Origin of the sequence: Ligilactobacillus equi DSM 15833 = JCM 10991 (assembly GCF_001435735.1) — a bacterium.
Classification (GTDB): domain Bacteria; phylum Bacillota; class Bacilli; order Lactobacillales; family Lactobacillaceae; genus Ligilactobacillus; species Ligilactobacillus equi.
Genome location: NZ_AZFH01000181.1, coordinates 99731 through 112777, shown reverse-complemented (window position 1 = coordinate 112777; position 13047 = coordinate 99731). Strand labels below are relative to the sequence as shown.

The 13047-nt window shown below is 41.6% G+C and carries 14 protein-coding genes; all 14 read left to right on the top strand.

Translation table 11 applies throughout. The features are described 5' to 3' along the window. The first annotated feature begins 154 nt into the window (after positions 1–154). The 14 genes from hrcA to yqeK all read left to right on the top strand — a co-directional run bounded on the left by hrcA (position 155) and on the right by yqeK (position 13045). Complete coding sequence (gene hrcA, locus FC36_RS09955) at positions 155–1189, top strand: heat-inducible transcriptional repressor HrcA (protein ID WP_023859913.1); 1035 nt, start codon at positions 155–157, stop codon at positions 1187–1189. Between the two features lie 16 nt (positions 1190–1205). Continuing rightward, positions 1206–1796, top strand: a complete 591-nt coding sequence (grpE, locus tag FC36_RS09950; protein ID WP_025020319.1) for a nucleotide exchange factor GrpE — start codon at positions 1206–1208, stop codon at positions 1794–1796. A gap of 25 nt (positions 1797–1821) precedes the next feature. Then, positions 1822–3666 (top strand): molecular chaperone DnaK, encoded by a 1845-nt coding sequence (gene dnaK / locus FC36_RS09945; RefSeq protein ID WP_023859915.1) that lies wholly within the window; start codon positions 1822–1824, stop codon positions 3664–3666. A 105-nt stretch (positions 3667–3771) separates the two neighbouring features. Next, positions 3772–4932, top strand: coding sequence for a molecular chaperone DnaJ (gene dnaJ / locus FC36_RS09940; RefSeq protein WP_025020318.1), 1161 nt, complete (start codon positions 3772–3774; stop codon positions 4930–4932). 109 nt (positions 4933–5041) lie between these two features. Then, entirely contained in the window at positions 5042–6880 is a 1839-nt protein-coding gene (gene lepA, locus FC36_RS09935) for a translation elongation factor 4 (protein ID WP_023859917.1), read from the top strand. 264 nt (positions 6881–7144) lie between these two features. Then, on the top strand, positions 7145–8266 hold the full coding sequence (locus tag FC36_RS09930; RefSeq protein WP_025020317.1) for a YdeJ family lipoprotein: 1122 nt from the start codon (positions 7145–7147) through the stop codon (positions 8264–8266). Positions 8267–8491: 225 nt separating this feature from the next. Further along, positions 8492–8992 carry a translation initiation factor IF-3 gene (gene infC / locus FC36_RS09925; RefSeq protein WP_025020316.1) on the top strand — a complete coding sequence of 167 codons (501 nt, stop codon included), beginning with the start codon at positions 8492–8494 and terminating at the stop codon, positions 8990–8992. Positions 8993–9027: 35 nt separating this feature from the next. After that, positions 9028–9228, top strand: a complete 201-nt coding sequence (rpmI, locus tag FC36_RS09920; RefSeq protein ID WP_025020315.1) for a 50S ribosomal protein L35 — start codon at positions 9028–9030, stop codon at positions 9226–9228. Positions 9229–9336: 108 nt separating this feature from the next. Next, entirely contained in the window at positions 9337–9693 is a 357-nt protein-coding gene (gene rplT / locus FC36_RS09915; protein ID WP_023859544.1) for a 50S ribosomal protein L20, read from the top strand. Positions 9694–9835: 142 nt separating this feature from the next. Continuing rightward, a complete protein-coding gene (locus FC36_RS09910) occupies positions 9836–10375 on the top strand; it encodes a YqeG family HAD IIIA-type phosphatase (protein ID WP_023859545.1) in 540 nt (179 codons plus the stop codon). Next, on the top strand, positions 10362–11480 hold the full coding sequence (yqeH, locus tag FC36_RS09905) for a ribosome biogenesis GTPase YqeH (protein ID WP_023859546.1): 1119 nt from the start codon (positions 10362–10364) through the stop codon (positions 11478–11480). The genes FC36_RS09910 and yqeH overlap by 14 nt, the downstream gene beginning before the upstream one ends. Positions 11481–11490: 10 nt before the next feature. Next, positions 11491–11811 carry a ribosome assembly RNA-binding protein YhbY gene (yhbY, locus tag FC36_RS09900; protein WP_025020314.1) on the top strand — a complete coding sequence of 107 codons (321 nt, stop codon included), beginning with the start codon at positions 11491–11493 and terminating at the stop codon, positions 11809–11811. Between the two features lie 9 nt (positions 11812–11820). After that, positions 11821–12471 carry a nicotinate-nucleotide adenylyltransferase gene (locus tag FC36_RS09895; RefSeq protein ID WP_025020313.1) on the top strand — a complete coding sequence of 217 codons (651 nt, stop codon included), beginning with the start codon at positions 11821–11823 and terminating at the stop codon, positions 12469–12471. Continuing rightward, positions 12452–13045, top strand: coding sequence for a bis(5'-nucleosyl)-tetraphosphatase (symmetrical) YqeK (gene yqeK / locus FC36_RS09890; RefSeq protein WP_023859549.1), 594 nt, complete (start codon positions 12452–12454; stop codon positions 13043–13045). Before FC36_RS09895 ends, yqeK begins: the two co-directional genes overlap by 20 nt. Positions 13046–13047: the final 2 nt, after the last annotated feature.

Here is a 13047-nt window from a genome sequence, read left to right as displayed (position 1 = left end):
GAAAGTTTGTCCAAAAATATTTTTTAGCACTCGGAAGAGTTTTCTGCTAAAAATTTGGGCGAAATCCTTGACCTTAGTAGAAATGTCGTGTATATTAATAATTGTTCTTAGCACTTAATTACTTTGAGTGCTAAGAAGAAATGAGGTGATTGTAATGTTGACGGAAAGACAGCTTTTGATTTTAGAAGCAATTATCCGGGACTATACAAATATTGGACAGCCGATTGGCTCCAAGGTTTTGCAACAGCAATTACCAATACATGTGAGTTCAGCGACGATTAGAAATGAAATGTTAGCCTTAGAAAAGATGGGCTACCTGAAAAAGGAACACTCCTCTTCTGGGCGAATCCCCTCTTTGAAAGGTTACCGTTATTACATCGATAATCTAGTTGAGCCAATGAAGCTTGATAAAAAGGTAAGGACAGATATCCGCCAGGCTTTTGGCAATGAGCTTTTAAAGGTCGATGATTTGGTACAAACTTCAGCTAAACTCTTGTCTGATTTGACTAACTACACGGCTATCACGCTTAAACCAGAGACGGCGACTTTACGCTTAGAAGGTTTTCGCCTAGTACCTTTAGGACGTCAGCAGGTGATGGCCATCATGGTAACGAGCGATGGTTCTGTTCAAAGCCAAATCTTCACCATCCCAGCTCGGCTGAGCGGGGAAGAATTGGAACCTGTTATTCGAGCAATTAACGACCGTGTAATTGGTTTACCTTTGAGTCAAGTTCCGGCTCAACTTCAGGCATTGACGCCGTTTTTAACCAAATATCTTCAGGACCCAGGCAATTTCTTAGATGTTTTTGGTAACATTTTGAGTAAAGCGGTCGAAGATCAAGTCTTTGTCGATGGGAAGCTTAATTTGTTAGACTTCACTAAAAGCAATGACGTACAACAAATCAAAGCCCTGTACAGTTTATTAGAAGAGCGACCTTTGTTAGGTAAGTTAACCGCCACGGATGCTAATCAAGATGTGTCGGTACGCTTCGGGGATGACTTCGCTAAGAGTTTGTCTGATTATAGTATTGTATCAGCAACTTATGGAGATCCTCATGCGGGGCAAGGGATTATTGCAATTTTAGGTCCGACTAACATGCCTTACTCGAAGATGATTGGAATTTTGGGAGCCTTTCAGCAGGAATTAACTGCTAGGTTACTGAACTATTATAAGAATTTTGAAGAATAAGAAAAGGGGTGTTAAAGTGGCTGAAAACAAAGAAGATTTACAAGCAGATGTAAAACAAGAAGAAACACCAGCGCAAGATGAGCAAGCAACTGAGGTGGAAGCTCAGGAAAGTGAAGCAACTGAAACACAAACAGAAGCTGAAATTGACCCTAAAGAGCAAGAAATTGCAGATTTGAAGCAAGCCTTGGAAGAAATGACTGACAAGTACTACCGTGCGGAAGCCGAAATGGCCAACATGACCAAGCGGATGAAAAAAGAACAAGAACAAATCTTGAAGTACCAAGGTCAGGACTTAATCAAGGAAATCTTGCCATCACTTGACAATTTAAACCGTGCTCTAGAAATTGAAGTGGATGATGAAGCTTCCGTTCAGTTGAAAAAGGGCGTGGAAATGGTGGCTTCGGGCGTGGAAAATGCGCTTAAAAACCACCATGTTGAAAAGATTGCTTCCTTGGGTGAAAAGTTTGACCCAACCAAGCATCAAGCGGTTCAAAGTGTGCCAGTGGAAGACGGTCAAGAAGCCGACACGATTGTGCAGGTCTTCCAAGATGGTTACATGTTAAAAGACCGTGTGTTACGCCCAGCAATGGTTGTCGTGGCACAATAAGAAAAAATAAAAGAGGTAGAAAATAATGGCTAAAATTATTGGTATTGACTTAGGGACAACTAACTCAGCTGTAGCTGTTCTTGAAGGTAAAGAAGCAAAAATTATTACAAACCCAGAAGGTAACCGTACCACTCCATCTGTTGTTTCTTTTAAAGATGGTGAAACTCAAGTTGGGGAAGTAGCTAAGCGTCAAGCAATCACTAACCCAGATACAATCGCATCTATCAAGCGTCACATGGGGGAAGCAGGTTACAAGGTAGAAGTAGCAGGCAAGTCCTACACACCACAAGAAATTTCTGCGATGGTGCTTCAATACATCAAAGACTACGCAGAAAGTTACTTGGGTGAAGAAGTTACGCAAGCAGTTATTACTGTTCCTGCTTACTTCAATGACGCTCAACGTCAAGCAACTAAGGATGCAGGTAAGATTGCTGGTTTAACGGTTGAACGGATTGTTAACGAACCAACTGCTGCTGCTTTAGCTTACGGTTTGGATAAGATTGACCGTGACGAACGTATCTTAGTTTACGACCTTGGTGGTGGTACTTTTGATGTTTCCATCCTTGAATTAGGTGACGGGGTCTTTGAAGTATTATCCACAAACGGTGACACACACCTTGGTGGGGATGACTTCGATAACGCCATCATGAACTGGTTAGTGGAAGACTTTAAGTCTGCCAACGGAATTGATTTATCTCAAGATAAGATGGCCATGCAACGTTTGAAGGATGCTGCTGAAAAGGCAAAGAAGGATGTTTCTTCTGCTACGCAAGCACAAATCTCCCTCCCATTCATTACTGCCGGTGCTGCTGGCCCATTACACTTGGAAACAACTTTAACGCGTGCGAAGTTCAACCAATTAACTGCTGACTTAGTGGAACGTACAAAGATTCCTGTCCGCAACGCTTTGAAGGATGCAGGTTTAACTAACGCTGACATTGATGAAGTTATCTTAGTTGGTGGTTCTACACGGATTCCAGCTGTTCAAGAAGCTGTTGAAGCTGAAACTGGTCACAAGCCTAACCAATCAGTTAACCCTGACGAAGCCGTAGCTTTAGGTGCTGCTATCCAAGGTGGGGTTATTACTGGTGATGTGAAGGATGTTGTCTTACTTGATGTTACGCCATTATCCTTAGGGATTGAAACTATGGGTGGAGTCTTCACCAAGTTGATTGACCGTAACACAACAATTCCTGTTTCTAAGTCTCAAGTCTTCTCAACTGCTGCTGATAACCAACCAGCCGTAGATATCCACGTCTTACAAGGTGAACGTCCAATGGCTGCTGATAACAAGACTTTAGGTCGTTTCCAATTAACAGACATCCCAGCTGCTCCTCGTGGTGTACCTCAAATCGAAGTTAAGTTTGATATTGACCGTAACGGGATTGTAAATGTTTCTGCTAAGGACTTAGGGACTAACAAGGAACAAAAGATTACTATCAAGTCTTCATCCGGTTTATCTGACGAAGAAATCGAACGTATGGTTAACGAAGCTAAGGAAAACGAAGCGGCTGACAAGAAGCGTAAGGAAGAAGTTGATTTACGTAACGAAGTTGACCAATTGATTTTCCAAACAGACAAGACTTTAGAAGAATTAGACGGCAAGGTTTCTGAAGAAGAAATCAAGCAAGTTAAGGACGCTAAGGAAGCCTTACAAAAGGCCCAAGAAGCCAACGATATTGAAGAAATGAAGGCTAAGAAGGATGACTTGACCAAGGTTGTTCAAGACATGTCAGTTAAGTTATACCAACAAGCCCAAGAAGCACAACAAGCTCAAGGCGACCAAGCTGGTGACGCAAGTGCTAACCAAAGTGGTGATGACAACACTGTTGACGGTGACTTTAAGGAAGTTGACCCTGACAAGAAATAATCACTAAAAAAAGACCGTGGGATGCCTGATGGTGTTTGGCGGTCTTTTTTTCCAGGGTCATTGATGATATAGTTAAAGTATAACAATGGAAGGATGGATCGATTAATGGCAGAACAAAGAGATCCCTATGAAGTTCTGGGCGTTAGTAAGGATGCTTCGCAAGCAGACATCAAGCGAGCTTACCGACGCTTATCAAAGAAATACCACCCTGACTTGAACCAAGAACCAGGGGCAGAAGAAAAATTTAAAGAAGTAAACGATGCCTATGAAATTTTAGGTGATGAACAAAAGAAAGCTCAATATGACCAATATGGTTTTGCGGGAAGTCAAGGTGGCTTTGGCGGTGGTCAAGGTTATGGTGGCTTTAGTGGCTTCGGCGGTGGCCAAGACTTCGGAGGTTTTGAAGATATATTCTCTTCATTTTTCGGAGGTGGTGGCAGTTCTGCGCGTAGTGCGAATGCACCGCGGCAAGGACGTGATATGCAATATACCATGAACTTGAAGTTTGAAGAAGCAATTTTTGGGAAGAAATCTGAAATTCAATACAGCCGAGAACAAGAATGTCATACCTGTGGTGGGAATGGAGCTAAGCCGGGTACGAGTCCTCAAACTTGTCGGAAATGTGGGGGCCGTGGTTTTGTCCAAGTTGAACGGCAAACGCCACTGGGCCGTATGATGAGCCAACAAGAATGTGACGTCTGCCATGGTAGTGGTCAAGAAATTACCGACAAGTGCCCAACTTGTCATGGTAGTGGTCACGAAGTTAAGCAACACGCCATTGAAGTAACAGTGCCTGCTGGGGTGGAAGATGGTAACCAATTACGCCTCCAAGGTCAAGGTGGCGCAGGTGAAAATGGTGGACCTTACGGAGACTTATACATTGTCTTCCGCGTGGCACCAAGCGATAAATTTGAACGTGAAGGTTCAGAAATTTACTTTACTTTGCCACTTTCTTTTGCGCAAGTTGCTTTGGGTGACGAAGTGAAGGTGCCAACGGTGCACGGTGAAGTCAGCTTAAAGATTCCTGCTGGGACCCAAACTGGGACGGTCTTCCGTTTACGCGGTAAAGGAGCACCTTACCTACGGGGCTCTGGTACTGGAGATCAAAGAGTAACGGTCGTTGTACAAACGCCTAAGAATTTAAATAAAGCTCAACGTGATGCTTTGCAGGCCTTTGCGGATGCTTCTGGTGAAGACCCAAGTGGGGATGATTCCGTCCGTGAACGGGTGGAAAAATTCTTTAACAAGAAAAAGAAGAAACGCTAAATTTACTAATGGCAGTTTAAGTCGGTTTTAGGCCGGCTTTTTTTGATTGACCTTTTCAGTGAGACTACCATATAATTAATTAAGAGATTAGGAAAGAAAGCGAGAAATAATGGACTTACAAGAAATGCAAGCACGCCAAGCGAAAATTCGTAACTTTTCGATTGTGGCGCACATTGACCACGGTAAATCAACGATTGCCGATCGGATTTTAGAATTAACAGAGACAGTTTCCAAGCGGGAAATGCAAGCGCAACTCCTTGATTCCATGGATTTGGAACGGGAAAGAGGGATTACGATTAAGTTAAATGCCGTTGAGCTGCATTATACTGCTAAAGATGGAGAAACTTACATTTTCCACTTAATAGATACCCCCGGTCACGTCGACTTTTCCTACGAAGTGTCCCGTTCTTTAGCGGCTTGTGAAGGGGCTATCTTAGTTGTGGATGCTTCTCAAGGGGTCGAAGCCCAAACTTTAGCTAATGTTTACTTAGCTTTAGATGATGATTTGGAAATTGTGCCCGTTATCAATAAAATTGACTTACCTTCGGCACAACCGGAAGTAGTTCGCCAAGAAATTGAGGATGTGATAGGTTTAGATGCTTCTGAAGCTGTGTTAGCTTCGGCCAAGACCGGAATTGGGATTGAAGAAATGTTGGAGCAAATTGTACACAATATTCCTGCTCCTGATGGGGATTTGACGGCACCATTAAAAGCCCTAATTTTTGATTCTGTTTACGATGATTATCGTGGAGTAGTCTTGAGTATGCGAGTTGTTGAAGGGGTGGTTAAACCAGGTGATAAGATTCGTTTGATGAACTCTGGGGCCGAATACGAAGTGGTTGAAGTGGGGGTCAACTCACCTAAACCAATTAAGCGTGATTACTTAATGGCTGGTGACGTGGGTTACTTAACGGCCTCTATCAAAGACATCCAAGACACGCGGGTCGGGGATACCGTAACTCACGCTGACAATCCTGCTGAAAAACCTTTAGCTGGTTATCGAGAAATGCACCCCATGGTCTTTTCTGGACTTTACCCTACGGATAACGCTAAATATAACGATTTGCGGGAAGCTCTGGAAAAATTACAATTAAATGATGCAGCTTTAGAATTTGAACCTGAAACCTCCCAAGCCTTAGGGTTTGGTTTCCGTTGTGGTTTTCTAGGAATGTTGCACATGGATGTTGTGCAAGAACGGTTAGAACGAGAATTTAACATGGACTTGATTACGACGGCTCCGTCGGTTACCTATAATGTTGAACTGACTGATGGTCAGATGGTAGATGTATCTAACCCTTCTCAAATGCCAGAAGTTTCCACGATTAAAGAAATTAATGAGCCTTATGTCAAAGCGACGATTATGGTGCCAAATGACTATGTGGGAGCTGTCATGGATTTGTGCCAACGTAAGCGGGGAACGTTTATTACGATGGAATACCTCGATGATTACCGCGTGAATGTTATTTACGATATGCCATTGTCTGAAATTATTTTTGATTTCTTTGATAAATTAAAGTCTGGAACTAAAGGATATGCTTCTCTAGATTATGAATTGGATGGTACGCGTCCAAGTGACTTGGTTAAGATTGATATTCTCTTAAATGGGGATAAGGTCGATGCCTTGAGTTTTATTGCGCACCGCGACTTTGCTCAAGAACGAGCTCGAACCATTGTGGTACGTCTAAAGGATGTTATTCCACGGCAAAACTTTGAAATTCCTATTCAAGCTGCCATTGGGGCGAAGATTATTGCCCGAACTAATATTAAAGCTTACCGGAAGGACGTTACCGCGCGAATTCACACTGGTGACCCTGACCGGCGGGCTAAGCTTTTAGACAAGCAAAAGCGTGGTAAGAAACGGATGAAGTCAGTCGGAACCGTCGATGTGCCACAAGATGCCTTCATGGCTGTCCTAAAGACGGATGAAGACTACAATAAAAATAAATAGGCGTAATAGTGTGATAAAAAACTGCTAGGAAGATTATTTCTAGGTATCAGTGATAATTCTAGTGTAGTTTTAAGACGTATTGATTGTCGTCTTAGTCATGTGATGTGATGGTCAATAGTGTCAAAAGACGTAATTAAAATAAAAATACTGAAGAATCAAGTTTGAATGGCGATATGGTGAGAAACTTTCAAACTTGATTCTTCTTTTCTATAAAAATTATTATGTTAAAATAAAGATATTATTACATAAATAAAGGGGTTTATTATGAAAAAATTCAGTGTTTTATCCGTCAGTTTGTTGTCAGCACTGGTATTAGCGGCTTGTAGTCAAGCTGATAAAGCTTCAAACACTAGTTCTAAGACTCAAGTTAGTGTGATTCCTGAACAAGAAAGTAGCCATTCAAAAAACAAATCAACTGCCAATCAAGGGGATAAGCAGACAGTTTGGTCCAAGAATCAAGCCAGTCAATTAGCCACTTTGATGAAAAATTGGGGAACCACGATGCAGCAACAGTATGAAGAATACACCCCTGATAAGCCGGGAAATTTTTACGGTGCTGAAATTCCTAACTCGGTTTGGAATGGGAAAATGCCACTGGCGATTGATAGTGTGGATAACCAAGTTAAGGTCAAGTGGGCTCCCTCGGGTGAGGGTCCCAAGGATACTTACCTAATTGTGGCTTGCTATTCTGACTATGCAACGCAACGTTACGCGGAAAAGCATGTGTACCTGTTTACCATTTACAATGGTCAACCATACACTTTAGTTTCCATGCAAAATCAAGGTAACGAAAAAAATAGTTTTGTCTTTTCGCAAACACAAAACACCGACTTAAAAGGTGGTTTTGAACAAATTTTCCACGGTCAAGGTGTGCCAAGTGCTTATGCAGGTGGTAGTTCAAGTTCTAACTCAAGTAAGAGTCAAAGTTCTAGTAAGGACCAAGCAGGACTTCCTGTTTCTACAGAGCAAGCATTGCAAGCCTACTATACATTTTTAATGGAGTATAATAATCGTGATAGCCTATACGAAGCGCTTCAAAATCATGATATTTCATCTATTGGAGTAAGTAATAGAAGTGGAGAATCTGTTACTTTTGATCTTAGTCCGGTGGTTAAACGGACTTTCCCAACTAATACTTATGTAGTCTCAGCGACACCTACTGCAGCAGGAACTTTAACCTTCCAAAGAATTAGTGATGATGAGATTCGTGTTTATGATGTGCCATCACATTTCCAAGATCCTCGTTGGGACAATGATAGTGTCTGGGCGAATGAACAGGCTAACGAATATATGGATAATCCACATATTATTAAATTAAAACCAATTGATAGCGATATGCTGAATCTAATGAAGGCCAATCTGTCGGAAAATAGTGATTTAAAATGATTGGGTAAACTCTTGACAGGGAAGTTAAGTTTTGTTAAGATGAGAAAGTTGAGAAAAGCAGAAGTGATAACTTCTCGCCTAGGAAATGAGGTTTCCGGGCTGATGAATCGAATTTAATGCCGTTAAAGGCGTGGATACGGTGCTTTTCTTAAGTACCGTATTTTTTGTGGATTCTGTGTTTTCTCTGAAATTTTTTGGAGGTGAATTGCCATAGCTGTTGATAAGATGGTAAACGATGGTATTCGTGCCCGTGAAGTTCGTTTGATTGCTGATAATGGTGATCAACTTGGAGTTAAAACTAAACATGAAGCGTTAGCTTTAGCTGAACAAGCAAACTTAGATCTGGTTTTGGTTGCGCCAAAGGCTAAGCCACCGGTTGCCAAGATCATGGATTATGGGAAGTACCGTTTTGAGTTACAGAAGAAACAACGTGAAGCTCGTAAGAAGCAAAAAGTGGTTAACGTTAAGGAAATCCGCTTGAGCCCAACGATTGACACGAATGACTTCAACACAAAAATGAAAAACGCACAAAAATTCTTGGCTAAAGGTGATAAAGTTAAGGTTTCGATTCGTTTCCGAGGCCGGGCTATCACACACAAGGACATTGGGCGTGACGTTTTAAATCGATTTGCTGACGAAACTAAAGAAGTTGCGACAGTCGAATCAAAACCAAAAATGGATGGTCGGAGCATGTTCTTAATGCTTGCACCAAAAGCTGACAAGTAATAATTGTTGGTTAATATTTCTAGGAGGATTGTATCATGCCAAAACAAAAAACACACCGCGCATCAGCAAAACGCTTCAAGCGTACAGGAAATGGTGGTTTAAAGCGTTCAAACGCCTACACATCACACCGTTTCCACGGTAAGACAAAGAAGCAACGTCGTCACTTGCGCAAGGCATCAATGGTATCTGCTTCAGACATGAAGCGTATCAAACAAATGCTTTCACAAATGAAATAATTAGTATTTCGTTTACGACTAAAGCTTAAATCTTGGGGCAAGATGCCCATATGAATCAAATCCCAGAATGGGAGACAGTATTGCTGTCGATAATAAGGAGGAATTCACATGCCACGTGTTAAAGGTGGAACTGTGACGCGTCGTCGTCGCAAACGCATTTTAAAATTAGCTAAGGGTTACCGCGGTGCAAAGCACATTCAATTCAAAGTTGCTAAGCAACAAGTAATGAAGTCATACCAATACGCTTTCCGTGACCGTCGTAAGACTAAGTCAAACTTCCGTAAGTTATGGATTGCTCGTATCAACGCTGCCGCTCGGATGAACGGTATCAGCTACAGCAAGTTAATGCACGGTTTAAAGTTGGCTGAAATCGATGTTAACCGTAAGATGTTAGCTGATTTAGCCGTTAACGATGCAGCTGCATTTACAGCACTCGTTGAAGAAGCTAAGAAGGCTTTAGCTTAATAATTTTGTAAAGGCTGGGACGAAGGAGTTTGTCTCGGCCTTTATTCTTTATCGTCAAAATTTTGCAAGTTATATGGAGTCTGGTTTATAATAAAAAGTGAGACTGATAGAAGGAGGAGCCCAGTTTAACAGGGCAAAGAAGATGTTTAAGAGATTAGCACCTACCTGGCAAATTGAATCAATTTATAATTTAACTGCTGCCGATTTACACAAGAATAATATTAAGGTTGTTTTGACAGATTTAGATAACACCTTGATTGCCTGGAATAATCCTGATGGGACACCAGAGCTAAGAGCTTGGTTAAGGTTAATGGAAGAAGAAAAAATTACCGTAGTAGTAGTTTCTAATAACAACCATCAACGGGTGAAGCGTGCCGTGGGTCCTTTAAACTTACCTTTTGTTTCCCGGGCTTTAAAACCTTTGACGCGAGGGATTAGACAAGCACAGAAACGTTATCAAGTGGCCAATGACGAGGTTATTTTGGTGGGGGACCAATTGTTAACGGATGTTTGGGCGGCTAATAACGCTCAGATTCGCTCGGTCTTAGTCAAGCCAATTGTCGAATCCGATGCGTGGAACACGAAAATCAACCGGGGAATTGAAAACCTGGTGAAGGGTAGTCTTTACAAACAAAAACTTTTAAGTAAGAATTGGAGGAATTCACTGGATGACAGAGCTTAGAGAAGAATTATACTGTATTGGTTGCGGGGCTAAGATTCAAACTGAAAACAAAGATGAATTAGGTTATACCCCCCAATCTGCCTTAGAAAAAGGAATTGAAAATCAAGAAGTTTATTGCCAACGTTGTTTTAGATTACGTCACTATAACGAAGTAGCTGATGTGTCTTTAAGTGATGATGATTTTTTAGCTTTACTAAACGAAATTGGTTCTGCCGATGCCTTGATTGTTAATGTGATTGATATTTTTGACTTCTCTGGTTCTATTATCCCGGGCCTCCACCGTTTTGTCGGTAAAAATCCAATTTTAATGGTGGGAAATAAAGAAGATCTGTTACCTAAATCCTTAAAACGCAGTCGTTTACGGGATTGGGTTCGACAATCCGCCAATGCCCAAGGTTTACGGCCGATTGATGTGGTTTTAACGTCTGCTAAGAAGAACCATGAAGTAGACAATCTATTAGAATTAATCAATAAGTACCGTGAAGGTCGCGATGTTTATGTAGTGGGGGTTACTAATGTTGGAAAGTCGACGTTGATTAACCAAATCATCAAGCATACCACGGGAATGCAAGATATTATCACAACGTCACGTTTCCCTGGGACGACTTTGGATCGCATTGAAATTCCTTTGGATGATGGCCACATGTTAGTTGACACACCGGGGATTATTCACCAAGAACAAATGGCTCACTACTTGGATCCTAAGTCCTTACGCTTAGCTTCCCCACAAAAGGAAATTAAGCCGAAGGTTTACCAATTAAATCCAGGGCAAACCCTTTTCTTTGGGGCTTTAGCGCGCTTTGATTTTATTGCTGGTCCTAAACAGGGAGTCGTGGTCTATATGGAAAATAACTTGATGGTTCACCGGACTAAGACTGAAAAAGCGGATGCTTTTTATGATAAGCATGCCGGCAAGCTCTTGACTCCTCCGGGTGAAAAACAAATGGCGGATTTTCCTAAATTGGCACGTTTTGAATTTAAAGTTGAAGAAAAGAGCGATTTAGTCTTTGCGGGCCTTGGCTGGGTAACTGTTAAAGCTGGTAGTATCGTCGCTGGGTATGCTCCAGAAGGGGTAGCTGTCTTACTTAGAAAAGCAATGATTTAAGGAGAATTTTGTGGTTAAATTAACAGGTAAACAAAAGAGATTTTTGCGCTCCCAAGCGCACAATATGCGTCCTTTATTCCAAGTCGGGAAGGATGGCTTGAGTCAAGCATGGTTAGATCAAATTAACGAAGCGATTGAAAAACGCGAATTGTTCAAGATTAACCTTTTACAAAACACCATGGTTGATGAAGATGAAGTAATTGAATTTATTGAAAATAATAGCCGCGTAACGGTGGTCCAAAAGATTGGTCACGTTTTGGTGCTTTACAAGCAAGCTGATAATAAGGACAACCGTGACATTTCTTGGAAAGTTAGAGATTTAGCGAAATAAGGTGACAAAATGGCATTAAAAACTGTAAAAATTCCAGAAGTACAGATCCAAGTTGATTTAGTACATGACCAACCTAGACGTAAAGTCGGGCTTATGGGGGGGACGTTTAATCCGCCGCATCTAGGTCATTTGCTGGTAGCCGAACAGGTTTTAAGCCAATTAGGGTTAGATGAAGTTATCTTTATTCCTGATAATAAACCGCCTCATATCGATGAAAAAAAGACAATTAGTGCGCAAACACGCTTGGAAATGACGAAACTCAGTATCCAAGGGAACCCGCATTTTTCAGTTAGTGATATCGAATTAAAACGAGGCGGAGTAAGTTATACTTATGACACCGTCCAACAATTACGGCGTGAACATCCTGAAAATGAATACTACTTCATTATCGGGGGCGATATGGTCGAGTACTTATCAACTTGGTATAAAATTGATGAATTAGTTAAGATTGTTAATTTTGTAGGAGTTAAGCGACCAGGCTATCAGCTCACGAGTCCTTATCCCGTTTTATGGGTTGATGTGCCAGGTTTTGAAGTATCTTCGTCTTTGATTCGTCAAAAAGTGGCGAGTGGATGTTCCATTCGTTATCTAGTGAGAGACGAAGTGGCGGATTTTATTAAGGAAGAAGGATTATATCAAGATGGAAGTAGCTTACAATAAACATTATTACGCAGGTAGTCGCCAAGAATTGGTGGCCAAAATTGCCGCGGAACTTAGTGATTTTCGTTTTCGCCATGTCCTCGGTGTGGAAAAAGCTGCTCTTGAATTAGCTCAAAATAACGGTGTTGATTTAGAGTTGGCTTCAGTGGCGGCCTTAGTGCATGATTACGCGAAAGAAAAAAGTGACCAGGAATTTTTGGCTATGATTGATGCTTGTCAGCTTGATCCGGACCTTAAAAATTGGTCTAACTTTATCTGGCATGGAGTTGTGGGAGCCGAAATTATTCGGCAAGAATTGGGAATTGAAGATGAAGCTATCTTGAATGCAGTGCGCCGGCATACAGTGGGGGCCGTTAACATGACAAGGCTCGATCAAATTGTATATGTTGCAGACTACATTGAAGAAAATCGTGATTTTCCGGGTGTAAAAACCGCGCGAGCGATTGCCAAAAACGATTTAAAAGAAGCGGTGGCTTTTGAAACTTCCCACACCTTAGCGCACTTAATCGCAAACGAAAAAACAATATATCCGGCTGCAATTTCAACCTATAATGCTTGGGTTTGTGGCCGTTAGGA